The 23,602-nt window shown below is 58.3% G+C and carries 18 protein-coding genes (1 of these 18 only partly in view); 13 read left to right on the top strand and 5 right to left on the bottom strand.

Going from position 1 to position 23,602, the window contains the following annotated elements:
• The 6 genes from V6582_RS13305 to V6582_RS13280 all read left to right on the top strand — a co-directional run.
• On the top strand, window positions 1-383 hold the 3' portion of the coding sequence (locus V6582_RS13305; protein ID WP_156634792.1) for an energy-coupling factor ABC transporter permease. Its footprint begins 271 nt before the window's first position; only the last 383 of its 654 coding nucleotides appear in the window; the start codon falls outside the window, past its left edge; the stop codon is at window positions 381-383.
• A 215-nt stretch (window positions 384-598) separates the two neighbouring features.
• Entirely contained in the window at window positions 599-1,549 is a 951-nt protein-coding gene (locus tag V6582_RS13300) for a phosphoribosylaminoimidazolesuccinocarboxamide synthase (protein WP_156634791.1), read from the top strand.
• Between the two features lie 5 nt (window positions 1,550-1,554).
• Window positions 1,555-2,223 carry a TetR/AcrR family transcriptional regulator gene (locus tag V6582_RS13295; RefSeq protein ID WP_156634790.1) on the top strand — a complete coding sequence of 223 codons (669 nt, stop codon included), beginning with the start codon at window positions 1,555-1,557 and terminating at the stop codon, window positions 2,221-2,223.
• Window positions 2,224-2,395: 172 nt separating this feature from the next.
• Complete coding sequence (locus V6582_RS13290; RefSeq protein ID WP_156634789.1) at window positions 2,396-3,631, top strand: efflux RND transporter periplasmic adaptor subunit; 1,236 nt, start codon at window positions 2,396-2,398, stop codon at window positions 3,629-3,631.
• 44 nt (window positions 3,632-3,675) lie between these two features.
• Window positions 3,676-6,810 carry an efflux RND transporter permease subunit gene (locus V6582_RS13285; protein WP_156634788.1) on the top strand — a complete coding sequence of 1,045 codons (3,135 nt, stop codon included), beginning with the start codon at window positions 3,676-3,678 and terminating at the stop codon, window positions 6,808-6,810.
• Window positions 6,811-6,922: 112 nt separating this feature from the next.
• A complete protein-coding gene (locus V6582_RS13280; protein ID WP_156634787.1) occupies window positions 6,923-8,374 on the top strand; it encodes an efflux transporter outer membrane subunit in 1,452 nt (483 codons plus the stop codon).
• A 211-nt stretch (window positions 8,375-8,585) separates the two neighbouring features.
• On the opposite strand, the gene efp is transcribed toward V6582_RS13280, so the two are convergent.
• Window positions 8,586-9,155 (bottom strand): elongation factor P, encoded by a 570-nt coding sequence (gene efp, locus V6582_RS13275; RefSeq protein WP_070167034.1) that lies wholly within the window; start codon window positions 9,153-9,155, stop codon window positions 8,586-8,588.
• 162 nt (window positions 9,156-9,317) lie between these two features.
• Here efp and epmA point away from each other — a divergent pair, with 162 nt between their 5' ends.
• The 7 genes from epmA to V6582_RS13240 all read left to right on the top strand — a co-directional run bounded on the left by epmA (window position 9,318) and on the right by V6582_RS13240 (window position 17,531).
• Window positions 9,318-10,391: an EF-P lysine aminoacylase EpmA gene (epmA, locus tag V6582_RS13270; protein WP_234889891.1), complete on the top strand. Its 1,074-nt coding sequence runs from the start codon at window positions 9,318-9,320 to the stop codon at window positions 10,389-10,391.
• Window positions 10,388-11,437, top strand: coding sequence for a lysine-2,3-aminomutase-like protein (locus V6582_RS13265; RefSeq protein ID WP_337739413.1), 1,050 nt, complete (start codon window positions 10,388-10,390; stop codon window positions 11,435-11,437). The genes epmA and V6582_RS13265 overlap by 4 nt, the downstream gene beginning before the upstream one ends.
• A gap of 233 nt (window positions 11,438-11,670) precedes the next feature.
• Complete coding sequence (locus V6582_RS13260) at window positions 11,671-11,922, top strand: acyl carrier protein (RefSeq protein ID WP_156634786.1); 252 nt, start codon at window positions 11,671-11,673, stop codon at window positions 11,920-11,922.
• Window positions 11,922-13,136 carry an acyl-CoA dehydrogenase family protein gene (locus tag V6582_RS13255; RefSeq protein ID WP_156634785.1) on the top strand — a complete coding sequence of 405 codons (1,215 nt, stop codon included), beginning with the start codon at window positions 11,922-11,924 and terminating at the stop codon, window positions 13,134-13,136. The genes V6582_RS13260 and V6582_RS13255 overlap by 1 nt, the downstream gene beginning before the upstream one ends.
• A 4-nt stretch (window positions 13,137-13,140) precedes the next feature.
• Window positions 13,141-14,049: an amino acid--[acyl-carrier-protein] ligase gene (locus V6582_RS13250; RefSeq protein WP_156634784.1), complete on the top strand. Its 909-nt coding sequence runs from the start codon at window positions 13,141-13,143 to the stop codon at window positions 14,047-14,049.
• Window positions 14,050-14,051: 2 nt separating this feature from the next.
• Window positions 14,052-15,014, top strand: a complete 963-nt coding sequence (locus tag V6582_RS13245; protein ID WP_156634783.1) for a DUF1839 family protein — start codon at window positions 14,052-14,054, stop codon at window positions 15,012-15,014.
• 54 nt (window positions 15,015-15,068) lie between these two features.
• Window positions 15,069-17,531, top strand: a complete 2,463-nt coding sequence (locus V6582_RS13240; protein WP_156634782.1) for a glycosyl hydrolase 2 galactose-binding domain-containing protein — start codon at window positions 15,069-15,071, stop codon at window positions 17,529-17,531.
• On the opposite strand, the gene V6582_RS13235 is transcribed toward V6582_RS13240, so the two are convergent.
• From V6582_RS13235 to V6582_RS13220, 4 genes are all read right to left on the bottom strand, one after another.
• Window positions 17,511-19,421, bottom strand: a complete 1,911-nt coding sequence (locus V6582_RS13235) for an alpha/beta fold hydrolase (RefSeq protein WP_349508873.1) — start codon at window positions 19,419-19,421, stop codon at window positions 17,511-17,513. The two genes, V6582_RS13240 and V6582_RS13235, sit on opposite strands and share 21 nt — an antisense overlap.
• A gap of 157 nt (window positions 19,422-19,578) precedes the next feature.
• Window positions 19,579-21,099 (bottom strand): lipopolysaccharide biosynthesis protein, encoded by a 1,521-nt coding sequence (locus V6582_RS13230; RefSeq protein ID WP_156633782.1) that lies wholly within the window; start codon window positions 21,097-21,099, stop codon window positions 19,579-19,581.
• A 54-nt stretch (window positions 21,100-21,153) separates the two neighbouring features.
• Complete coding sequence (locus V6582_RS13225; RefSeq protein WP_156633784.1) at window positions 21,154-22,305, bottom strand: hypothetical protein; 1,152 nt, start codon at window positions 22,303-22,305, stop codon at window positions 21,154-21,156.
• A complete protein-coding gene (locus V6582_RS13220; RefSeq protein ID WP_156633785.1) occupies window positions 22,302-23,495 on the bottom strand; it encodes a glycosyltransferase family 4 protein in 1,194 nt (397 codons plus the stop codon). The genes V6582_RS13225 and V6582_RS13220 overlap by 4 nt, the downstream gene beginning before the upstream one ends.
• Between the last annotated feature and the right edge of the window lie 107 nt (window positions 23,496-23,602).

Below are 23,602 nucleotides of genomic sequence, written 5' to 3'. Positions count from 1 at the left end.
TACAGGCATTTCTGTTCGAGCCGGGGGACATTCCTCATCTCGGCGTTAACGCCCTGTCGCTGATGCTGCCGATGATGGTGGTGCATTATACCTTTGGGAAGCGTCTTTTTTCCGGAGAAGTTGGCAAGCGCTTCAATCTCGCCAGAGTGTTGGGGCTGGATGCCACCTATTATGCCGGGGTTTCGGCCATGGTCGGTTTCTGGCTGGCTATTTCCAACGACGGGCTTGCCTTTGCCGATTGGGGACGCTGGGTCGTTGCTTATGCACCGGTATTTGCCATTGAGGCATGCATCACGTTTGCAGTCGTGCTCGCCGTACGGCGGATACGGCACCTTCGCGTCACCAGCCAGATCACCGAGATCGACCGTTTGACCTTTGCCTGAGATCGGCGCAGTTTAAGGGAGAGGGAAGCGCGCGTGCGATGGCCGCGCGCTTTTTCCTTTGAAAATCCCACCGCGATGGGTTAGGCGCGCTAGGACTGCATCATATTGAGAGCAGCCGGTTGGAATGTTCATGACGTGTTTGAGCAATAAAATTGACTTACACGCTTGAACCAGATCACCAACGCGAGATGGCAGCGACATAAAGGGGCCGAGCTATGCGCATTTTGAAAGAAGCTTTTTTTCCCGAGCTTCCCAACTATTATCGCGGCAAGGTCAGAGAAAATTACGATCTGCCGGATGGCAGCCGTATCATTATATCGACAGATCGTTTGAGCGCTTTCGACCGTATCCTGGCTTGCATCCCTTATAAAGGTCAGGTCCTGACGCAAACGGCGCGCTACTGGTTTGAACAGACCGCCGATATTTGCCCCAACCATGTCATTGCCTATCCCGATCCTGCCATTGTCATCGGCAAACGGCTGACGATCCTCCCCGTGGAAGTGGTGGTGCGCGGCTATCTGGCCGGCACGACCGGAACATCGATCCTGACGCTCTATAAGAAGGGGCAGCGAACGATGTATGGCATGACATTGCCGGACGGCATGCGTGACAATCAGAAACTGCCGCAGGCGATTATTACGCCGACCAGCAAGGAATTTGACGGTGGTCACGATGCACCGCTCACACCAGCTGAGATTATCGATAACGGCCTGCTGACGCCTGATCAATGGCAGCAGCTTTCCCAATATGCGCTGGCTCTTTTCGCTCGCGGCCAACAGAAGGCGGCTGAACGCGGCCTTATTCTCGTCGATACCAAATATGAATTCGGCACAGACGAGGCCGGTAACATCCTTCTGGCCGATGAGATCCATACACCAGATAGCAGCCGTTACTGGATTGCCGAAACGTATGAGCAGGCCTTCGCCCAAGGAACCCGGCCGGCGAGCTTCGACAAGGACTTCGTGCGGTCCTGGGTGGCGGAACGATGCGATCCATATAAGGACAATATTCCGGAAATTCCGCCGGAACTGGTCGAGGCAACCTCCAAAGTCTATATCCAGGCCTATGAAGCCATCACAGGATTGACGTTCCAGGCCGATAATTCCGGTGAAACACCCTTTGATCGCGTGAAAGCAAATCTCTTTTCCTATCTCGACCGGCGCTGACGATCATGACAGCGCCAAAAAGCACTGGCAAACCCATCGGACGAGGCGCTGGCAAGCAGCAACCATGCCGCCCGCGCAGGTCACGTCGTCCGGCGGCTGAAACGCGCCAGGAAATCCTCCGCGCAGCGGAGGAGCTGTTTCGCCAGCGCGGGTACCAACAGGTAGCGATGGCGGATATCGCAGCAGAGCTGGAAATGTCTCCGGCCAATGTATTCAAACATTTTCATTCCAAAACAGCGCTGGTCGACGCGATCGCGACGGCCCATCTCGAAAAACTAATGGCCGGGCTCGCCGACCTGGAAATGCTTTCTACACCACAGATGAAGTTGCTGCAGATGGCCGAGCAGCTCCTGACAAAACTGCTGCAGGACGTTTGCGTCAATCCGCACCTGTTCAAAATGATCGTGCTGACCACCGATCTGGAACTAACCGCCGCCGATCTGTACCGGGAAAAGATTTGCGCGATTTTCGAAAACATCGTCCTTGAAGGCGTGGCGACGGGCGATTTCTTCGTACGCGATCCGCATCATACTGCATCCGTCATTGCCACCGCTTTGGAAGGGGTTATCCACCCCCTTTCAATCACGCGGGAAAAGCCCGAGATTCTTCATATTCGCTGCCGGGATCTGATCGGCCTGGTGACTACCGCACTGCAAAATCCACTTGCAAAGTGACGGTTGTTAATTTACGTCACGAGATACGCCGTTTGTAGGTGAGCCGTGTCCTGAATGCCATCGCGCAAAAAACACCGGCCGACAGAGCGGTTATGAAATGTTATTGTCTTGTGATCATTTTCTTTTGCTGAAACTGTTAGAACAAGAGTATCTCGGAAATTAGGATCTGCGCATGGCCAGACATCTCAACCTGTCATCCATTATTCTCGTGGCGGCGCTTGCGCTGAGCGGATGCAGCGATGACGGGAAAAAGCAAGCCGGCGGCCCGGGTGGACCAGGGGGTCCCGGAGGCGAAAGACCGCCAAGCCCAGTCAGCGTTCTCGCGATTAAAAAATCCACAGCACCGTTGACCACCGTATTGTCTGGCCGTGCAGAAGCTTTCCAAACCGCTGACATTCGTCCACGGGTTGGCGGCGTGATCAAGCAAATCGCCTTCAAGGAAGGCAGCTTCGTCAAGGCTGGCGATCTGCTCTACAAGATCGACGAGGATACCTATAGGGCCTCATTGGACGAAGCCAAGGCGACCTTGGAAAAATCAGAGGCGAGCGTACCGGCTGCCCAGGCAAATCTCCAGCGCTATGAGCGACTGGCCAATACCGGTGCATCGCAAAAAGAATATGAAGACGCCCAAACGACGCTGCTCCAGGCAAAGGCATCCGTGTCTGAATCGCGCGCCTCTCTTCAGACCGCGCAGATCAATCTGGATCTGACCTCGGTAAAGGCGCCTTTCGATGGCGTCACATCGGCAACCAATTATTCGATCGGCAACGTGGTTACGGCCAGTCAGACGGACTCGTTGATGACCCTCCGCCAGATCAATCCGATCTATATCAAGCTGAACGAATCCAGCGTGAATCTCTTGCGCCTGCGCGCCGCCATCAAGGCCGGAAACCTGAAGCGCAACAGCGGTAACGCGGATGCCGACACGACGGATATCCGTCTGACGATGGAAGATGGCACGGAGTACCCGCATGTCGGCAAGATCGACATGTCGGAAATGGCCGTCAGCACCACGACCGGCACAGTTTCCGTTCGCACATTGTTCGATAATCCCGACGACCTCATTCTGCCGGGCATGTATGTCCGTGCCACCATTACCGTCGGTGAGGAGGAAGGCTATCTCATTCCTCAACGCGCTGCGTCCCGCAATGCGAACGGCGACTTGACCGCGAAATTCGTCAATTCCGACAACAAGGTCGAAACCCGAACATTCCCAAGCAGCAAGTTGTCTGGCAACAGCTGGTTGGTTAATGACGGCGTCAAGGATGGCGATCAACTGATCCTCGACGGCTTCCAGTCGATTACCGATAACGCGACCGTCAAGCCAGTCCCTGCTCAAATCGATTCCAAGGGTTTTGTCGTCGTGCCTGCCGGAGCAGCGCCCGCCAAGGAAGCACCGAAATCATGATGTCAAAGGACATCTCCTGCAACATCGTGATCAGGAATTAACTCATGGCAAAATTCTTCATACGGCGACCGATTTTCGCCTGGGTAATCGCGATCGTGATCATGCTTGGCGGCGGGCTTGCCATTACCAGCCTGTCGATCTCGCAATATCCGGAAATCGCACCGCCTTCGGTCCGCATCAGCGCCACCTATACCGGTGCCAGCGCCGATACCGTCAAGAAAACCGTTACCCAGATCATCGAGGACGGTATGACCGGCCTGGATGGCCTGACCTATATGACATCGTCATCCACGTCGGGATCGTCATCCATCACGCTGACCTTCGACAACAGCATCGATCCGGATATGGCCCAGGTCCAGGTGCAGAACAAACTGCAATTGGTGGAATCGCAGTTACCGTCCTCGGTGCAGACGAACGGCATCGAAGTGACGAAATCGACCTCCAGTATCCTGTTGGTCGGAGCCCTCGTATCCACGGATGGCAAGCGCACATCGGCAGAGCTCGGCGATATCTTTTCCGCTCAGATCGAAGACCAGGTAAAGCGCCTGGAAGGCGTCGGCAATATCAATGCCTTCGGCTCCGCTTTCGCCATGCGCGTCTGGCTCGATCCCTTCAAGCTGCGCAAGTTTCAGCTGACTCCCGCCGATGTTACCTCAGCCATCGAAGCGCAGAATACCCAGGTCTCCGTTGGCTCGGTCGGCGGTCTTCCGGCCGTCGAAGGACAGCAGATCAATATCACCATGACCGCTCAGAGCCAGCTGACAACCGTGTCGGACTTCGAGCGAATCATCTTGAAAGTCGATACCAGCGGCGCAAACGTCCGCTTGAGCGACGTCGCCCGGGTTGAAATCGGCCAGGAAACCTACTCGTCCACCTCAAGGTCAAACCGGCAGGCAGCTTCCGGCTTCGCGGTCAATCTTGCGACAGGCGCGAACGCCCTGGACACTGCTTCGCGTGTGAAAGCGAAATTGGCGCAGATCGCACCAGCCTTGCCGAAAAACGTCAACATCATCTATCCCTATGACACGACACCGTTCGTCTCCTTGTCGATCGAAAAGGTCGTTCATACCCTGATAGAAGCCATCGTGCTGGTGTTCTTCGTCTTGCTGATCTTCCTGCAAAATCTGCGAGCGACGTTCATTCCGATGATTGCCGTGCCCGTCGTGCTGCTCGGAACCTTCGGCATTCTGGCGTTGACGGGATATTCGATCAACACGCTGACCATGTTCGCCATGGTGCTTGCCATCGGTCTTCTCGTCGATGACGCTATCGTCGTCGTTGAAAATGTTGAGCGGATCATGTCCGAGGAGGGCCTTCCTCCCCTGGAGGCGACCCAGAAATCCATGGGTGAAATCACTGGCGCCATCGTCGGCATCGCTCTGGTGCTGACGGCCGTGTTCGTTCCCATGGCGTTTTTCGGTGGCTCGACCGGCATTATCTATCGTCAGTTTTCGATCACCATCATCTCGGCAATGCTGCTTTCTGCGGTTGTCGCTATCGTCCTGACACCTGCGCTTTGCGCGACGATACTGAAACCGATCGACAAGAGTCATAAGAAGACCACCGGTCCAGCCGCATGGTTCAATCGCAATTTCGACCGCACGACCAATGGCTACGTCTGGTCCATTGGTCATCTGCTGAGGCGCCCGCTCCGGCTTCTCTTGATATTCGCGGTCCTGGTCGGCGGTTGCGCCTGGCTGTTCCTGCGCCTGCCCTCTTCCTTCCTGCCACAGGAAGACCAGGGCGTGCTGATGACAATCGTCCAGCTGCCGAATGGCTCGACCTCGGCACAGACGGGCGAAGTGATGAAAAAAGTCGAGGATTACTTGCTCGACAAGGAATCCAGCGTTGTCGACTCGGTTTTCGCCGTCAATGGTTTCAGCTTCAACGGAAGTGGCCAGAACTATGGCCTGGTTTTCGCTAAGCTGAAGGATTTCGACCTGCGCAAGAAGCCGGATATGGCCGCTGGTGCCATCGTCCAGCGCGCGATGGGCTATTTCATGACCATTCGTGAAGCGCAGGTCTTTCCAATCCTGCCACCGGCCATTCAGGGCATGGGTAACTCCAGTGGTTTTTCCTTGTATCTCGTCGATAACGGGAACCACGGCTCTGAAGCACTGTCTATTGCCGCCAAACAACTGCTTGCGCAGGCCAATAGCAGCGGTGTTATCACCGCCATGCGCCCGAACGACCGCGATGAGGAAAGCCAGGTCAAGCTTATCCTCGACCAGGAAAAGCTCAGCGCCATGGGCGTGACGATTTCCGACGCGAACTCAATGCTGACGACCATTTTCGCTGGCACCAATGTCAACGACTTCACGCTGAACAACAAGATCAAGAAGGTCTATGTGCAGGGCGATGCCCCCTATCGTATGCAGGCCGAGGACATAAAATATTGGGATGCCCGCAATTCGAGCAGTGAGATGGTGCCCTTCTCATCGTTCACGGACGCAAAATGGGTCAACGGGCTGCCTTCGATTTCGGCTTTCAACGCTGTCACGGCCTTCTCACTCGACGGGTCGGCGGCACCCGGCGTCAGCTCCGGTGATGCCATGAACGAAGTGGAGCGGCTGGTTTCCAAGATGGATGGCGGCTACACCGTCGCCTGGCAGGGCATTTCCTATCAGGAAAGACTGTCGGGATCGCAGGCGCCTCTGCTCTATGCCTTGTCGGTGTTGATCGTCTTCCTGTGCCTCTCGGCATTGTATGAAAGCTGGTCGATCCCCTTCTCGGTCATCATGGCCGTGCCAATCGGCATTCTCGGCGCCGTCGCGGCGGCAACGCTGATGGGTCAAGACAACGACGTCTACTTCAAGGTCGGACTACTCACCACGATAGGTCTGGCGGCCAAGAACGCCATTCTGATCGTCGAGTTTGCCAAGGAACGGCAGGAACACGGATTAAGCCTGATGGATGCGACCCTGGAGGCAGCAAGACTGCGTCTTCGGCCGATCATCATGACATCGCTCGCCTTCATTCTTGGTGTCGTTCCGCTGGCAATCGCCACTGGCGCGGGCTCTGCAGCGCAGAACGCAATCGGCATCGGCGTACTCGGTGGTATGCTTTCTGCAACACTGCTCGGAATTTTCTTTGTTCCATCCTTTTTTGTCATTGTCAGACGCGCTTCAAACCGTGCAAAAGCCAAAGAAGAGCTGTTACAAGCTGAGCAGAAACGATAGGTTAAAAAACAGTTGCCGCGCTCCAAAAAAAGCGCGGCATTTTCGAGATTGTGGCGGTCGCGGCCCATTGCTTGCTCGGCGCGCCTTCGGATTGGAAACAGGGATAGAATAGATGGTCTCCGTACGCTTAGCTGCGCCCTTTGCAATGCTGCTTCTGTCAGGTTGCGTGATGGGGCCCGAGCACAGCCCGCCACAAACCGCACTTCCTGCCAAGTTTACAGAGGGCGGGACGAAGTCTGCGCAGGACACCACCACTGTTCAGTGGTGGACGGCGTTCAACGATGCGCGCCTCAACACGCTGATCAACCAGGGCGTAAACCAGAACCTCGATGTTCTGCAGGCGTTGGAACGGATCGAGCAGGCGCGGGCAACCGTCGTCACCTCATCTGCAGGCGGCCTGCCCAGCCTGACAGCCGCGGCAAGCGAAACCGGCAGCCAGACCAATGGTGGCTATAGTTCTACGGCTCGGGCCTGGGATTCCAAAGGCGAGCTTTCCGCCTCCTGGCTTCTCGATCTCTGGGGTCAATATCGCCGCGCCAAGCAAAGCGCCACTGCATCGCTTGATGCCGCCTATGCCAGCGTCGATACGTCTCGCCTGACCTATCTCTCCGATCTGGCGACAGCCTATATCGATGCCCGCTACTATCAGGCTCGAATCGCAATCGCCAACGAAGCCGTCAAGTCTCGTCGCGAAACCCTGGCGCTGACCAAGCTACAGCTTGAGGCTGGTGCTGCTTCGCGCCTCGACGTGGTCCAGTCCGAAGGTCTGGTCAACTCGCAGCTGGCGGATATTCCCGGTTTCGAAGCCAACTTCTATAGCAATGCCTATCATATCTCGACGCTTCTTGGCCTTCCGGCCTCGACGCTCATCAACGATCTGAAGAAGCATGCTCCTCAGCCGGTTGCCCGTCGTGTGGTTCTGTCGGGAATTCCGGCTGATCTGATCCGCAACCGCCCTGACATCCGCAAGGCAGAACGCGATCTGGCCGCCGCCGTCTATGACATTGGCAATGCGCAGGCGCAGCTGCTACCGTCGATCACGCTCAGCGGCTCGATTACGCCATCCTATGTTCATTCGAGCACCCATGGCACCTCCAATACCTGGTCCTTTGGCCCGTCTCTCAACCTGCCGATTTTCGACGGCGGTACGCTGCGCGCCAATGTCAAGAACGCCCAGTCGGTCGCTCGTGAAAAATACCTGGCCTGGAAGCAGACTGTGCTGAACGGCGTCGAAGACGTTGAAAGCGCGCTTGCTGCCTATAACCGCGATGCTCGCGCCGTTGCAGCCAATCGTGCCTATGTAAAGTCCTACAAGGAAGCGCTCGAACTTTCGACCGCATCCTATAAGGACGGCGCCTCGTCCCTGCTCGACGTCCTGGATGCGCAGCGTGAGTTGACCACCGCTCAGGCCAGCCTTGCCGAATCGATCCAGCAAATGGCCAATGACTATGTGACACTGAATGTTGCCATTGGCGGCGGTTATAATTTCAACGGCAAGGCCCAGGCTATTGAAGCCAATGTCAAGCCTGCGGATATCCCCCCCGCACTTGCCAAAGCCAAGTAAGCATCAGACTTCTCATGCAAACGCCCGGCGATCCTGATCGCCGGGCGTTTTTTATTGATGGTCACTTTGTTTGCATTGCGTATTGCCGACAGCACCGAATGCAAGCGTCTTTAAAATTGCCGCATAATAGCAAAAAGCCCGGCTCGCAAAGGAGACCGGGCTTTTCATTAATCAAACATCAGGCAGAAACGACAGGTCGAAATGCCGGACATCAGTCCTTGGCACGCTCGACATAGGAATTGTCTTCAGTGGCGATTACGACCCGGGTTCCGGCATTGATATGCGGCGGTACCAGGGTGCGGATGCCGTTGGAAAGCATCGCAGGCTTATAGGAAGAAGATGCCGTCTGGCCTTTGACGACCGGTTCGGTCTCCATGATTTCCAGCGTCACATGGCGCGGCAGGTCAAGCGCCAGCGCAACACCTTCATACATGGAAATGACGCAGGTCATGCCTTCCTGGAGATAGGCCTTCTGGTCACCCATGGTATCGACATCAACGACGATCTGGTCGTAGTTTTCCGGATTCATGAAGTGGAAGCCTTCACCGTCCTCGTAGAGGAACTGGTGGTTGACGTCTTCGACGAAAGCGCGCTCCACCTGCTCGGTCGTGCGCCAGCGTTCGGACACTTTCACACCGTCAACGATGCGGCGCATGTCGATCTGGGTCACCGGCGTGCCTTTGCCGGGATGGAAGTTTTGCGCGGTAAGCACGACATAGAGCTTGCCGTCGACTTCGAGAACATTGCCCTTGCGGACCGAAGAGGCGATGACCTTGACCATTCGGAATTCCTTGTATCTCTCAAACACACATCGTAAAGGACGACCCGGCGCCCCTTTGACATGCTGTGACGTTGCATGGGGCGCACCTAACCCAAATTTGCCGAAATAGCCAGCCCGTGTTGCAGCCGAATTGCCAGCCAAGGACGAAAGATTGAGAGTGCAATGACTGGAATGAGCGAAAAGCGCCTCTCTGCCTCCCCTTGGTGGACACCGCAGGTCCATGCCGACCGTCGCCCCTTCCTGCTTGGCCGCAATGCCATCCAGACTGCCCTACGGCTCTATTTCAGCCGTAACGACTTCCTGGAGGTCGATACCGCAACCTTGCAGATCTCGCCCGGCAATGAAGCACATCTGCATGCCTTTGCAACCAGTGCCATCGGCAATGACGGACAGGCGCATCCTCTTTACCTGCATACATCACCGGAATTTGCCTGCAAGAAACTGCTGGCCGCCGGCGAGCCGCGCATCGCCTGCTTTGCCCATGTCTACCGCAACCGGGAGCGTGGCCCCCTGCACCACCCGGAATTCACCATGCTGGAATGGTATCGCGCCGGGCAAACCTACGAACGGCTGATGGCCGATTGCGCCGCCATCCTGGCGCTTGCCGCCGAAACCACCGGAACCCGGCAATTTTCCTTTCGCGGCGGCGTTTGCGATCCCTTTGCCCCGTTTGAGCGGCTCAGCGTTGCCGATGCTTTCGAGCGCCATGCGGGCATCGATCTTTTGGGCAGCGTGTTTGCCGGAGGAGAAACCGACCGCGACCATCTGGCCGCACAGCTACGGCAGGTGGGCATGCGCGTCGCTGAAGACGATGGCTGGGCCGATCTGTTCAGCCGGGTGATCGTTGAAAAAGTCGAACCGCATCTGGGCTTTGGCCAGCCCACGATTCTCGATCGCTATCCCGTGGCGGAAGCCGCCCTCGCCCGGCCTGCCGCCGACGACCCGCGCGTCGCCGAACGGTTCGAACTTTATGCCTGCGGTGTCGAATTGGCCAATGCCTTTGGCGAGTTGACTGATCCGCAGGAGCAACGCCGTCGCTTCATGCTGGAAATGGCGGAAAAGCAGCGGGTCTATGGCGAGACCTATCCGCTGGACGAGGATTTTCTGGAGGCGCTGGCCATCATGCCCGAAGCCTCAGGCATTGCGCTCGGTTTCGACCGGCTGGTGCTGCTGGCGACCGGTGCGCAGCGGATCGACCAGGTTTTGTGGACGCCGGTGGCGGAGCCGCAGCCGTGAGCACTCCCGTCAGAACCGTGAAAACTGTCGGGGAACTGGTCGAGACAGGGCTTGTTGCTGCCGAAACCGGTGCGGAATTGGAAGCGGTCGCTGCCCGCTACGCCATCGCCATCACCCCCGCCATGTTGGCGCTGATCGACCCAAACGACCCCAAAGACCCGATTGCCGCGCAATTCGTACCCCAGGCAGGCGAATTGGAGCATCAACCGGTGGAGCGGGCCGATCCGATCGGTGACCATGCCCATAGCCCGGTCGAAGGTATTGTCCATCGCTATCCCGACCGGGTTCTGTTGAAGGTGGTGCATAGCTGCCCGGTCTATTGCCGCTTCTGCTTTCGCCGCGAAATGGTCGGGCCGGAAGGCGATGGCCTGCTCTCAGGTCCCGCGCTGGAGGCGGCTATTGCCTATATCCGTGAGCACAAGGAGATCTGGGAGGTGATCTTTACCGGCGGCGATCCGCTGGTTCTGTCACCACGCCGGCTGCGGTCGATCTTGCAGCAATTGGGCAGTATCGATCATGTCCGGATTATCCGGTTTCACAGCCGTGTTCCCGTTGCCGATCCGGCCCGTATCGACAAGGATCTGATCGACGCCTTGCAGGCGAGCGGCAAGACCACCTATATCGCCATCCACGCCAACCATCCGCGCGAGCTGACGAAGGAGGCCAGGGCGGCGAGCGCTAAGCTCCTGCAAGCCGGCTTTGCGCTTTTAAGCCAGACAGTGCTGCTGAAGGGTGTCAATGACGATGCTGGCGTATTGGCCGAGCTGATGCGCGCTTTCGTCGACATGCGTATCCGGCCTTATTACCTGCATCACCCGGATCTGGCGCCCGGCACCGGCCATTTCCGCCTCAGCATAGAAGAAGGCCAGGCCATCGTGTCGGCCCTGCATGGGCATCTGTCCGGTCTCTGTCAGCCGACTTACGTACTGGATATTCCCGGCGGCCATGGCAAGGCGCCGATCGATGCGAGCCGGATCAGCAAGGAAGGCGATCAGTATCGGGTCACGGACTTCCATGGACATCACCATATCTATCGCGATCAGTAGAATTCACCTTCACAATCACAAGTATATAAATTATAATAATGCAACTTTCTGGAAAAATCAAATAGCCCCAAAAAAAGCCCAGAAGATGCAACCTTAAAGATATGAAATCTCAACGATCCTGTTAGAATTTCGCACAGGATCAAAAGAATTGAAATATTCATATTAGCCTAATCTTATGATTTCTGGTCTATTGCAATTCTCCTGATCAGACAGATTTCCTATGAGAGGTTGAGATGAACGAGACCATTCGGACTATTCTGAGCAAAGTCGGCGGCTTACAGGTTGCCGTTACAGAGGTCGCGGCTGATGCCGATCTCTACGCACTGGGACTGTCTTCCTTTGCTTCCGTGCAACTGATGCTTGGTATCGAGGAGGCCTTCGACATCGAATTTCCCGACCACCTGCTCAATCGCAAATCCTTTGCCAGCATCGAGGCCATCGAACGCACGGTGCGCCAGATCCTGGAGGATCGGAAGGTCGCCTGATGACCGTTCCGGCCAATCATGCCCTTGAAACATCGCTGCCCCAGGGTGATCTTGCCGCCCGTGCGGCGCGCGTTGCCGCCATTGCTGCGCAATATGCCGACGATGTCGATCGCCAGGGCCGGTTTCCGCGCGAGACCGTGGATGCATTGAAGGCGGAGCGCCTGCTCGGCATCCAGATCCCTACGGAGCTTGGCGGGGAAAATGCCGGATTTGCCGCAATTGCGGAGATCTGCACCACGCTTGGCCAGGCCTGCGCCTCCAGCGCGATGATTTTCGCCATGCATCACATCAAATGTTCCAGCCTCGTGGAACATGCCCAGGACAGTTCCTGGCAACGCAGCTTCATGGCTAGAGTGGCTGATGCGCAATTGCTGCTCGGCTCCGCCACGACAGAAGGTGGCATTGGCGGCAATTTGCGCAATTCCATCTGCGCCATTGAGGTCGATGGCGATACCTGCCGGCTGGAAAAGGACGCCACGGTCATTTCCTATGGAGCAGAGGCCGATGCGATCCTGATCACGTCGCGCGCCCATAAGGATGCCGCCCCGTCCGACCAGGTGATGACCGTATTTCTCAAGGGCCAATATAGCCTGGACAAGACCGTGGACTGGGACACGCTCGGCATGCGCGGCACGCGGTCCGATGGCTTCCTGTTCAAGGGCGAAGCGCCTGCCGTCCAGATCCTGCCGAAGCCCTTCGCCGACATTGCCGCCCAGTCGATGCTGGCCGCCTCCCATATTCTGTGGAGCGGTGTCTGGTATGGCATCGCCGTCGATGCCGTGGCGAGAGCGCAGAGTTTTGTGCGCGCCGCCGCCCGCAAGAACCAAAACACCTCACAAATGGGCCAGATGCCGCCTGGCGCCCTGCGTCTGGCGGAAACCGCCAATTTGTTGCAGCTGGTGCGCTCCAATGTGGTCGCGGCGCTGCAAGCCTATGAAGGCGCCAAAAACGATGGCGACAAGCTGTCTTCCTTCGGCTTTTCGGTGACGATGAACAATGTCAAGATCGCCTCTTCCGAGACGATCATCGACATCATCAACCAAGCCATGCTGATCTGCGGCATCATGGGCTACAAAAACGGCACACCTTACAGCCTCGGCCGCCATCTGCGCGACGCACATTCCGCCCGGCTGATGATTTCCAATGACCGCATTCTCGGCAACACATCCAATATGTTGCTGGTTCATAAACTCGACACACGTCTGCTGGGGTAAGCAAATGGATAGTCAAACCAATTTTCTCGACCGGCTGTTCGAGGCCGGCCTGCTGATCGATACTGGCGTGGATGGGCTTTATGGCCGCAGCGGCCAGTTTGAAGATGTTATCGCCGCTTTCGAGCGGCTGATCGACCGGTTCGGTGGCGCAGATGGCGCCGAAGCTCTGCGTTTTCCGCCAGGCATGAACCGCGCCTATTTCGAGGCCAGCGGCTATATGAAAAGCTTTCCGCAACTGGCCGGTACCGTGCATAGCTTCTGCGGCAACGAACTCGACCATGTCAGCCTGCTGAAATGCATGGATGCCGACGAGGACTGGACGAAGGACCAGAAAGCGACGGATATCGTGTTGACGCCCGCCGCCTGCTATCCGCTCTATCCGACCATTGCCAAGCGTGGACCGATTGCAGCCTCCGGCGCGCTGTTTGACTTGCAATCCTATTGTTTCCGCCATGAACCCTCGACCGATCCGGCCCGCCAGCAGCTGTTTCGCATGCGCGAATATGTCTGCATGGGTTCAGAGAGCCATGTCACCGATTTCCGTCAGACCTGGATGGATCGCGGCCTGAAGATGATGGAAGAGGTGGCATTGCCGGTGGAAATCGACATTGCCAACGATCCGTTCTTCGGACGTGCCGGCAAGATGCTGGCCAATAACCAGCGCGACCAGAATCTGAAATTCGAATTGCTGATCCCGATCACCTCGGTCGACAAGCCCACGGCCTGCATGAGCTTCAACTATCATCAGGATGCCTTCGGCAGCAAATGGGGCCTGAACCTGGAAGACGGTTCGGTTGCCCATACCGCCTGCGTTGGCTTCGGTTTGGAGCGGATCGCCCTGGCGCTGTTCCATCACCACGGGCTGGACGTCAAGGCCTGGCCGCAATCGGTGCGCAGCGCACTCTGGGGCTGATAATGACCACGGTCCTGCCGCTTGATCCAGCCCGCTACCAGCCACACGCACTGCATTCGGCTGAGCGCATGTGGCCGGAAACCAATTGCTATGTCGATCTGTGGATCGAGGTCCTGTCCGTGCTGGGACTGCCGCCGGAGGCCATGCTGGGTTTTACCCTGACCCAGGATTTCGAGGGCGACCAGTTCACCTTCTTCAAGGTGCCGCTGGAAGATCTTGAAGCGCTTTACGGCATTCGTGTCACAGAACTGGCAATTTTCGATCGGGCCGAGACGCATGTGGCCCAGCAGATCAGCCGTGGCCGGTTGTGCCTTGTCGAAATGGACAGCTATTTCATGCCAGACACCGCTGGCGTCGGTTATCGCCAGCACCATGGCAAGACCACGGTCGGTATCAACCGGTTGGATCTCGCAGGCCGCTCGATGGATTATTTCCACAATGGCGGATTTTTCCGGCTGGAAGCCGAGGATTTCGACGGAATCTGGCAATTAGCAACACCGGAGACGGCACCGTTCCTGCCCTATACCGAATTTGCCAAATTCCCCGAAACTCGGCCTGACGAGGCGCATCTGCGCCAGGTTGCCGAGCGCCTGTTCGCCTTTCACTTTGCCCGCCGCCCGCAAAGCAATCCCTTTGCAGGGTTTGCAGAGGTCTTTCCAGTCCAGGTGGAGGCCATCGCGGAGCGGCCCTTCGGCTATTTTCATACCTATGCCTTCAACACGCTGCGGCAATTCGGGGCGAATTTCGAGCTTCTGGCCAGTCACCTGCGTTGGCTTGCCGCAGACGATCGCTATACGAGCGAAATTGCCGAAGCATTGCGGATTTCCGAACTGGCAAAAACGGTCCAGTTCCAACTGGCCCGCGCCATCACCCGCAAGAAATTCGAACCACTGAAAGCAGCCCTTGACCCCGCGATTGACGCATGGGACAGGCTGATGACCGGGCTTGCCGACAAGATGGTATGAGGCCAGATCTGGTCATTCAGGCGCCATCTTGCCGTTATGAGGGACGCATAGCCGATGATCACCTATCTCGATGCCGACATCCGCCCGCTGGAAGCCGGTTGGACCTTGCTGGTCTGCGAGCCAGGCACCTATGACAGCCCGAAAGCATTGCACCGCGCCAGCGCCCGCCTTCAGGCACCAGTACCCGGCACCGTCGCCCAGGCGCTGACCAAGGCGGGCCTGTTCGACCCTGATCATCCAAGTCCGCTGCATGGCAAGGACATCTGGTATCTCCGCCCCCTGACGGGCGAACAACCCGGCCCGGCCGTGCTGCGCTTCGAAGGCTTGGCGACCATTGCCGAGGTCTATTTGAACGACAGGCTGATCCTGTCATCGGGGAGCATGTTCGAGGCCCATGATGTCGATGTGATCCTGACCGGCTCGGACGACCTGTCGATCTGCTTTCGCAGCCTGAGGCCCCATCTGGAAAAGCGCGGTTCAAGAGCCCGCTGGCGCCCGCAGATGATGAGCGACCAGGGCCTGCGGCTGGTGCGCACGACCGCCCTTGGCCATATGCCCGGCTGGTGCCCTGATATTCATGCGGTCGGGCCGTATCGGCCGATCAGCCTGATCCGCCCGGGCGCAAGCACCATAACCGGCCTCGCGCTCCAAGCCGATCTCGATGAAAACGGCACCGGGCTGCTCGACATCGCGTTCCAGCTGACTGGCACTGTGACAGCCATATCGGTGACATGCGCGGGCGAAACGCTCAACCTCAAAGCCGATGCCGACGGCCATGTCGCGGGCCAGCTTCGTCTTCCCACTGTTGCACCCTGGTGGCCGCGCACCCATGGCAAGCCGGTGCTGCACGACATTCGCCTGATGCTGGATGGAAAGCCACATTCGCTTGGTCTCACCGGATTTCGCCGCATCCGGGTCGACCGGGGCGCGGATGGCAAGGATTTCGCGATCTTCGTCAATGGCGTGAAAATCTTCTGCCGGGGCGCGGTCTGGACCAATGCCAACCTGACACGCCTGCCCGGCACCGCCGAGGATTATGCGTCCTGGCTGAGCATGGCCGCAGATGCCGGCATGAACATGATCCGCATCGGCGGCACCATGACCTATGAAAGCGCCGATTTTTTCAGGCTCTGTGATCGGCTGGGGCTGATGGTCTGGCAGGATATCATGCTGGCCAATTTCGACTATCCCGCTGCCGACGAGGCCTTTGCCGACCATATCCGCCTGGAAGTAGAACAGCTGTTAAGCGCCGTACAAGCGTCCCCCTCGCTGACAATCCTGTGCGGCGGCAGCGAAGTCTATCAGCAGGGCGCCATGCTGGGCCTGCCGGAAACCAGCTGGAAAGGACCGCTGTTCACCAGCCTTCTACCGCAGCTCTGCGCGCGCTTTGCACCGCATCTGCCCTATGTCGAAAATTCGCCGATGGGTGGCGCAATGCCTTTCAGCCCGGATACCGGCATCACCCATTATTACGGCGTCGGTGCCTATTGCCGCCCGCTTGAAGACGCCCGTCGCGCCCAAGTCCGTTTTGCCGCCGAGTGCCTGGCTTTTGCCCATGTCCCCCAGCAACAGGTGCTGGACAGGCATTTGTCCGTGTCACCGGTTCATGATCCTCGCTGGAAGGCGCGTGTGCCACGAGATCGGGGCGCCTCCTGGGATTTCGAGGATATTCGCGACCATTATCTCGCCCTGCTCTACGATGTCGATCCGGTCCGGCTGCGCCGGGAAAATCCGGGGCGTTACCTGCATCTGTCGCGAGCGGTCAGTGGAGAGGTGCTGGAGGACACCTATGCCGAATGGCGCCGTCCCGGCTCATCCTGCAATGGTGCGCTGGTCTGGACCTTTCAGGATCTGAAAATCGGTCCCGGCTGGGGGCTGGTGGATGCAACCGGCACGCCGAAGCCCGTCTGGTATGCCGCCCGCCGCGCCTTCAACCCCACCCGCATCACCATGACCGACGAAGGCACCAATGGGCTTGATGTGCATCTTTGCAATGACACGGTGCAGGAACGGACCCTGACCTTGGATCTCACCTGCCTGCGGGACGGTAAACTGCCGGTGGTGGCCGCAAAGCGTGCCGTCATCTTGACGCCGCAGAGCGGCATAACACTGCATGCCACCGATTTGTTCGGAGCGTTTTTCGACACGACCTATGCCTTCCGCTTCGGCCCCTCTGCCCATGACGTCACGGTGGCAACCCTGAGCAACGCAGAAAACGGCGAGATCGTCAATCAGTCCTTCCACTTCCCGCAGGGACGCGCCCAGGCCATGCATGACGCAGAGATCCGTAGCACGCTGTCGCAGGAAAAAGATGGCTGGTGGCTGACGCTGGAAACGGACCGGCTGGCCCAATCCGTCCATATTGCCCTGGAGGAAGGCCGCAGCACCGATGATTTCTTTCATCTGGCGCCAGGTTTTGCCCGACGGGTCAGGCTTCTCCCCCCGGAAAAGCCAAGCCAGGGCAAACCAAGCGGCGAAATCCTGAGCGGTTCCGCCTTACGACGCTTCCGGTTCTGAGACCGGTTTTTTGCCTGCGGATGATCCGACTGTCACCGGCGCGACAGGCGTTTTCGGCGCCACAATCTTCATCGCCAGCGCCTTGATTTCCTCGAAATAGCGCTGCTGGGCCGCGGCGGGCGAGAAATTATGATCCGTCTCCGCCAGAATCTCGGCGCGGACATTGGGATAGGGCTCCAGCTTGCGGCCCTGGGGGCCGAAATGCTGATAGAAATGGTCAAGCCCAACGTCATGCTCGCTATAGAGCAGCACCAGCGGCGTCTTTCGCTTTGCCAGTGCGGCAAAGGCGACGCGCACGGCGCGATGCTCCAGCCGGATATCGCGGCTGAAGACCTGGGCAAGGCCAAGGCGGGTCAACACCCGCCGACCGCTGACCAGAGCGAAATTGCGGGCGGCGTTCTTCACATCCACCTTGCCCCGCAACAGACGCCGTAAGGTCTGCACCTGAAACAGCCGATGCTTGTAGGTATCGAGCGAACGCGGCACCACGGCGAGCCCGTCTTCGACACGTCGTTTTGTATCCCAATAAAACACGAAGGGATTGACGAGGCACGCTCCGGCAATGCGGTGATCCTTGGTCATGCAGGAAAACCCGAGATAGCCGCCGCTGCACCGTCCGGCCACCATGCTGGGCAACATCGAGCGCTCTTCGAGAACGGCAAGCGCCGCTTCCACATCGTCATATTGGGTTTCGGCGTAAAGCACCTGCTCCGGCAGGCCCGGCACTGGCGGGCTGTCGCCGACATTGGCAACATCGAAGCGCAAAGAGGCTATACCCTCGCCGGCAAGCTTGCGCGCCGTGGCGACACCCGAGCGTCCCCATCCCGCACTGCGGTCATAGGCGGTGTTGAGCAACAGAACGCTTGCGCCACAGCGGGGACCGGTCGGCTCGCACAAAATACCATAAAGCCGCTTGCCGCGGCCAAACCGAAGGGCCGTCTCGCGAAAATCCCCGCCATCCAGCTGGGCCTGATCTTCGTCTTGTACGGATGCCGCTGAAGGCTCAGCAGCCAACGGACGCTTCTGCTCGCCAAGCACTGCTGCACGGCGCACGATCCAGCTGATCACATTTTCCGTCGCCACCATGGGCATGCGGGCCATGGCAGGATTGGCGACCATGGCATCATAGCCGGGATAGTCGATCGTCTCGACGCGCGCGCCTTTTGCTTCCATCTGCTTTGCCATTTGCCCGTCGCCCGGTCGATCCGCCCGGTTAACGAACAGATGCGGGATGGAGCGATGCGGCTGCACGGCGGAAAAATCGGTTGTCTTCAAGGCCGAGGCCTTAGCATCCGGCATCACATGCCCGGCAATGGCCGTCTTGCCGCTAAGGCGCAAATGTTCGGCCAGGCCCAATCCGTCATCGATGACCCGCGACCAGAACTGCAATTCCCTGAGATAAGCGCGGCCCGAGGCCACGGGTGCCATGGCGACAAAGCCCGCCAGGCCATTGAGTTCAGCGGCCATGCCCATGCCGAGCGATGCGCCCAGCCCATGCCCCAGCAAAATCACCGGCAGATCACCGGTCTTTTGGGCAAGCACGTCAAGGGCTACGCGTATCGTATCCTGCCAGAGCGACAGGCCAAGGTTACGGTCCGGCGGATCCAGCGCATCGCCAGTACCGGGATAATCGAAGCGCAGACTGGCAATGCCCTCGCATGCCAGTTCCTCCGCAATGATGCGGAAAAGCTTGTGCGTGGCCATTTCCTCAAGGCCCCAGGGCTGGAGAAACAGCACCGCGCACTTACGCACCATACCCTGTTTGGCGCCCTCCGCCGGCTGATAGAGCCCGAAGGTGCCGGCAAAGCTGACCGGCTGGGCCACAGCATGCTGGTGCGGCTGAAGCCGCTGGCCAGATGCCGGGCCAACCCGCTCGGTTATCGCTTCCATCAACCTGCCCTTTCCTTGCCCCACGGCACTCTCTCAAAGACGGCTACTGCATAATTCCTTAAATCTCCATGGATTTAAGGCTAAAATTATTGAGCTTATATAAAGAACACCAGCAGACCTTGTTCCAACCGGAAGCATAAGGAATGCTGTAGACCCGTCATCTCCGCTCAGGTGTCACGGTCAGCAACGACAAAACCACATGCAAAGGCCCCGCCAGCCGTTTTGGCAAGCGCGCGATCAGCCCTGCCATGACCGCCACATCGGCCTCCGGCACGACCCGCAACAGCCGAAGCGCAAGACAATAGACGCTGACGGCACCGATAATGGCAAGGGCAAGGCCGCCGACACCTGGAACGACATCCTGCACGGCCAAAGCCGCCGCCGCACAACAGCCAGCGGCGACGGTAACCTTGAAAAGACTGAGCCCCAGCGGCGCCAATGACCCTTCGAACCGCATCCAGCGTAGCATCGCCAGGCTCATGGCGGCAAACACCACGATCCGCACGAAAGCTGCACCTTCGCCCCCATAGGAAGGCACAAGCAAAACATCCCCGACCAGCATGATAAACGCACCGCCCAGCCCGACAAACAGTCTTTGGCGGATTTTATCGAGGGCAAACAGATATTGTGTCGCCACCTGACAGGCCACGGCAACCGGCACAGACAGCGCTAGCAATGTCAGCATCGGCGCGCTCGGGGCAAAGGCATCGCCAAACACCAGCGTGACCAGCCGATGCGAAACCGCCGCGAGGCCCAGGCTCATCGGCAGGGTGAAATAGGCAAGGCTGCGCACCACGCTTTCAAACATCGCCACAGGCAATCGTCCGCCAGGCGCGCGGTGCAGATGTTCGGCGTAATAAGGCACGAGACTGCCGGAAAGCTGGATCGGCACCTGCAAGGCAAGATTGGTCAGCGAGAAAGCCACGGAATAATAGCCAACGGCCTCAATGCCCTGATAGCGTTGCAGGAAGAACAGTTCGATCCGGTTGAGGAAGATCGAATCCACCATGAATTCCAGCGAGAGCACAAAGGAGGAGCCAAGCAGATAGCGAAGGCCGATGCCGCAGCTTTTCACCTTGTGGCGCAAAAGGCCGGCAGCAAAGAGAAACTGGGAAATATAGGCCAGAACATAGCCGAAAAGCGCGCCCGGCACGCCAAACAGCAGGGTGCCGACGACGACGCCAACCAATTGCAGCAGCCCGGCCGTCAAGGTCATGCGGAAGAAAATATCCACCCGCTGTTCGCCGATCAGGTAATTCTTGGCAAACATCCCGATAGCCTGCGTGGCAAACAACAGCGCCGTCACCACCAGCACTTCAGGCGCGGTTTCCGCCCAATGCCTGGCCTCCGCCACCCAGAAAAACAGGAAATAGAACGTCAGCAGCAGCAATGTCGAGCCAACCACCGGCCAGAGCAGATAGGCGGCGAACCCTTTACGGTCGCTTTCGCCATAGCCCTGCCCCTTCAACTGCGGCAAAAGGCGCAGCAATAACACGCCGGTGCCAAGTTCGGCGACCAGCGCCGCCGTGGAGGCAAGCCAGACGGAAAAGGCAATGATGCCATTGGCTTCCGGTCCAAGAACCCGTGCCGTGAAGATCGAGCATATGAATCCCGTCGCCAGCAGGGTCAGCCCTGCCGCCGCATTGAACGCGGAATTTGCGACTATTCCATTGCTCATCGCCTCACCATATCCGTGGCGTTCTCCGTGTTAACAAGGCTGTTATCCATTCCATCACCCCGCAAACAACACATCGACCGTCTCGTCCCAGCTTAAAATACCATCGGTCACAATCGTCTGACGATCAAACACCCCTGCGGCTGAAAAAGCCGCACGGATCGAGACTGGATCGGCGGGGTCATAGCCCATTACGTGGCCTCGCCCCATGGCAGCAAAATGCGGCGCGACAATCGGCAGGCGGCAATAGCTATACTGGATCATCTTCAGGCTCGACTGGCTGAGATAATGGGCGCTTGCCCCATCCCGGTAAGGCGCGATGCCGAGATCGGCGAATTTGATGAACGGCACGATCCGCTCGAAAGCCTGTTCGCCATGGGCGACGATATTGGGCAGCGCCCGGCGCGGCAATGCCTTGGCCCCGAACAGATGAATGGTCCAGTCCGGGTTGGCGGCGGCCATGACATCAATGGCATCGGCATCGAACAGCATGTCACCAACGCTGACGGCATGCTTGCGGCCTTGGTAAGCACCGCTCTGATAGGGGTTTTGACCGCTAGCATCGAAAGCCGCCTTATCAATGCCATGCGGCAGGTAAAGCAGCGGCGCATCGCTGGGAAAATCCGCCAGCAGCGCCTGCGCCAGCACATGGACGTTATCGTAAAGCCCGATGGTCCTGGCAAGCGTCCGGTAGACGGCAGGCGGCACGCCGATAGTCGAAAGCCGGTCGGCGGCATGATAGATGATCCGGGCCTTCGGCGCATGCTGACGAAGCACCGGGGCAAGCAGCGGAGAAGGACCGCTTTCCACCAGGATATGGGTGTAGGAAGACAGCCCACCGCGGACCGTTTTGGGTAAAAACGCCCCGATGCGCGAAAACAGCGGATCAGCGAGGCGATTGAGCCAGGAAAATTTCAGGTTCATGGGGTGGAAAAGCTGAAACCAGATGAATTGCCGCAGTCCATCGCTCAAACCCTCCCATCGGTTGAGGCGATGGGTGCGGGCAAAGGCGTAACGCCCATCCTTCAGCAGCCGGCTGATCGGGCTGAGCCGCCAGACCAGGAAATCCACTTTGTCGCCCCGCGACAACAGGCTGTCCGCCATGAAATGCAGATCGACCTTGCGCGGCGCATCGGCGAAATGCTGCCCGGTAACGATCAGAACATGACGGCGCGTCTTAACATTATTCGTCACCTGGGCATTGCTCATGCCGCAGCCTCATGTCCACAACGGTGAATGGCAGGCAGGGCGCGCCGGTAAAGGGCAATGTAGCGCTCCGCCACGCCTTCCCAGGAATAGCGGCTGACATCAGCGGCAAGGGCGTGGCGCAGATCGGCACCCTGGGCTTCCAGCCGGGCAAACGCCGTTTCAATCGACGTCGCTGCACGCCCGGCATCGGCAAAATCGGCAAGCTCAATGCCGGAATGCTGGGCTGCCAGCGCCCGGTAGGCATCGTTTCCATGCAGGACAGGCACCAGACCGGCACTCATTGCCTCCACAGCCACCAGGCCGAAGCCTTCATAATCGGATGCCGAGGCAAAGATCGAGGCCTTGGACATCAGCTGACCCAGAAGGCGGTTATCGGGTTGCAGATGCAGGCTGACATTATCAGCCAGACCATTGATGTCGATGAGCGCCCTGACATCCTGCGCGGACAGATCCGATGGCGAACCGGCAATATCGAGCCGCCACTGCGGATCGCGCTTCACCAGCACGGCCATGGCCTGCAACAAATGATCAAGCCGCTTGTTGACCGAAAAACGGCCAATCGTCACGATCCGTTTCACCGGCTGGCGCGAGGCCAGTCCGGAAAACTTGCTGGTGTCGACGCCATTTTCAATCAACACCGAGTGCCTGGGCTGGATGACCTTGAACAGAGCAAGGTCCGAGGCGCTACAGCACACCACCGACCGATACGCGCTCGCCGATAACCGGGTCAGGCTGCTGAACCACATCTGCTTGATCGCGGCGAATTTACGGGTGTGGAAAAAACCGCCATGGGTGGTCGCCACCATGGGGGCGCCATGCAGGAAGCGACCGATAGCCAGAGCGTCGAAAAAGAAATCCACCCCATGGACATGGACAAGATCGGCATCGCGGATATGGCGAAAGGCGGAAAACGCCAGCGGATAACGGCTGCTGCCGCGATAGGGGACGCGCACCACCTCCACGCCTTCAATCACTTCAAAGGCTGGCAGAACCTTGTCCGGGTCGGAAAACAGCCGGTCGAGGGTGACGACCCGCACCCGGAACCCGCGCTGCAACAGCTCCCGGCTCAGGCTGGAGACCACATCTTCCAATCCGCCCCGGCCCGGCGGATATTGCCGCACCACCTGGACGATCAAAGGTGCGGATGAGGGCTTGGCCTCCCTTGCCGCTCGCCTTGCGCCGATGATCATGCCAATACCCCCGGGTTTAAACGGAAAGAACCTCAATTTCCTGATCGTTTGGTTAGAATGCCTTGAAACATTGGTAAAGCATCTTATGCATAAATGTCCTATCCTTG

The organism is Agrobacterium vitis, assembly GCF_037039395.1.
Taxonomy (GTDB): Bacteria; Pseudomonadota; Alphaproteobacteria; order Rhizobiales; family Rhizobiaceae; genus Allorhizobium; species Allorhizobium vitis_E.
This window is presented reverse-complemented; position numbering and strand designations above follow the sequence as displayed.

Bases quoted from the DNA above. Each gene is read 5' to 3' on its own strand.
- V6582_RS13300 (WP_156634791.1), top strand. From the start codon at position 599: ATGCGCATTTTGAAAGAAGCTTTTTTTCCCGAGCTTCCCAACTATTAT.
- V6582_RS13295 (WP_156634790.1), top strand. From the start codon at position 1,555: ATGACAGCGCCAAAAAGCACTGGCAAACCCATCGGACGAGGCGCTGGC.
- V6582_RS13290 (WP_156634789.1), top strand. From the start codon at position 2,396: ATGGCCAGACATCTCAACCTGTCATCCATTATTCTCGTGGCGGCGCTT.
- V6582_RS13285 (WP_156634788.1), top strand. From the start codon at position 3,676: ATGGCAAAATTCTTCATACGGCGACCGATTTTCGCCTGGGTAATCGCG.
- V6582_RS13280 (WP_156634787.1), top strand. From the start codon at position 6,923: ATGGTCTCCGTACGCTTAGCTGCGCCCTTTGCAATGCTGCTTCTGTCA.
- efp (WP_070167034.1), bottom strand. From the start codon at position 9,155: ATGGTCAAGGTCATCGCCTCTTCGGTCCGCAAGGGCAATGTTCTCGAA.
- epmA (WP_234889891.1), top strand. From the start codon at position 9,318: ATGACTGGAATGAGCGAAAAGCGCCTCTCTGCCTCCCCTTGGTGGACA.
- V6582_RS13260 (WP_156634786.1), top strand. From the start codon at position 11,671: ATGAACGAGACCATTCGGACTATTCTGAGCAAAGTCGGCGGCTTACAG.
- V6582_RS13255 (WP_156634785.1), top strand. From the start codon at position 11,922: ATGACCGTTCCGGCCAATCATGCCCTTGAAACATCGCTGCCCCAGGGT.
- V6582_RS13250 (WP_156634784.1), top strand. From the start codon at position 13,141: ATGGATAGTCAAACCAATTTTCTCGACCGGCTGTTCGAGGCCGGCCTG.
- V6582_RS13245 (WP_156634783.1), top strand. From the start codon at position 14,052: ATGACCACGGTCCTGCCGCTTGATCCAGCCCGCTACCAGCCACACGCA.
- V6582_RS13240 (WP_156634782.1), top strand. From the start codon at position 15,069: ATGATCACCTATCTCGATGCCGACATCCGCCCGCTGGAAGCCGGTTGG.
- V6582_RS13235 (WP_349508873.1), bottom strand. From the start codon at position 19,421: ATGGAAGCGATAACCGAGCGGGTTGGCCCGGCATCTGGCCAGCGGCTT.
- V6582_RS13230 (WP_156633782.1), bottom strand. From the start codon at position 21,099: ATGAGCAATGGAATAGTCGCAAATTCCGCGTTCAATGCGGCGGCAGGG.
- V6582_RS13225 (WP_156633784.1), bottom strand. From the start codon at position 22,305: ATGAGCAATGCCCAGGTGACGAATAATGTTAAGACGCGCCGTCATGTT.
- V6582_RS13220 (WP_156633785.1), bottom strand. From the start codon at position 23,495: ATGATCATCGGCGCAAGGCGAGCGGCAAGGGAGGCCAAGCCCTCATCC.